The sequence below is a fragment of the Achromobacter arsenitoxydans SY8 genome, from assembly GCF_000236785.1.
Lineage (GTDB): Bacteria > Pseudomonadota > Gammaproteobacteria > Burkholderiales > Burkholderiaceae_B > Achromobacter > Achromobacter arsenitoxydans.
Window position 1 is genome coordinate 1 of the sequence record NZ_AGUF01000002.1, and the last position, 879, is coordinate 879.

General features: G+C 62.2%; 1 protein-coding gene. It reads right to left on the bottom strand.

The window, feature by feature from the left end; translation table 11 throughout:
• Positions 1-877 (bottom strand): elongation factor Tu (gene tuf, locus KYC_RS00730; protein ID WP_008157749.1); only part of this gene is annotated, 877 nt, incomplete at its 3' end.
• Positions 878-879 lie beyond the last annotated feature (2 nt).

An 879-nucleotide genomic window follows, 5' to 3' on the forward strand; every position in this document is an offset into this window, starting at 1 on the left:
GGCCGCGCTGGACGTCTTCACGCTTGGTGCCGCGCAGCAGGATGCCCACGTTGTCGCCGGCTTGACCTTGGTCCAGCAGCTTGCGGAACATTTCCACGCCGGTGCAGGTCGTCTTGACCGTCGGCACCAGACCGACGATTTCGATTTCTTCGCCGACCTTGATGATGCCGCGTTCGATACGGCCGGTCACCACGGTGCCGCGACCCGAGATCGAGAACACGTCTTCAACCGGCATCAGGAACGCGCCGTCAACGGCACGCTCAGGCGTCGGGATGTACGAATCCAGCGCGGCGGCCAGCGCCATGATGGCTTGCTCGCCCAGTTCGCCCTTGTCGCCTTCCAGCGCCAGCTTGGCCGAACCCTTGACGATCGGGGTGTCGTCGCCCGGGAAGTCGTACTTGGACAGCAGTTCGCGAACTTCCATTTCCACCAGCTCGAGCAGCTCGGCGTCGTCAACCATGTCGGCCTTGTTCAGGAAGACGATGATGTACGGCACGCCAACCTGGCGGCTCAGCAGGATGTGTTCACGCGTTTGCGGCATCGGACCGTCAGCGGCCGACACGACCAGGATCGCGCCGTCCATCTGGGCAGCGCCCGTGATCATGTTCTTGACGTAGTCAGCGTGGCCCGGGCAGTCAACGTGCGCGTAGTGGCGCGATTCCGTTTCGTACTCGACGTGGGCCGTGTTGATCGTGATGCCGCGAGCCTTTTCTTCAGGAGTCGCGTCGATCTGGTCGTAGCCCTTGGCTTCGCCGCCGAACTTGTTCGACAGAACGGTCGTGATGGCCGCCGTCAACGTCGTTTTGCCGTGGTCAACGTGACCAATCGTACCCACGTTCACGTGCGGCTTGGTACGTTCAAACTTGCCTTTTGCCATGG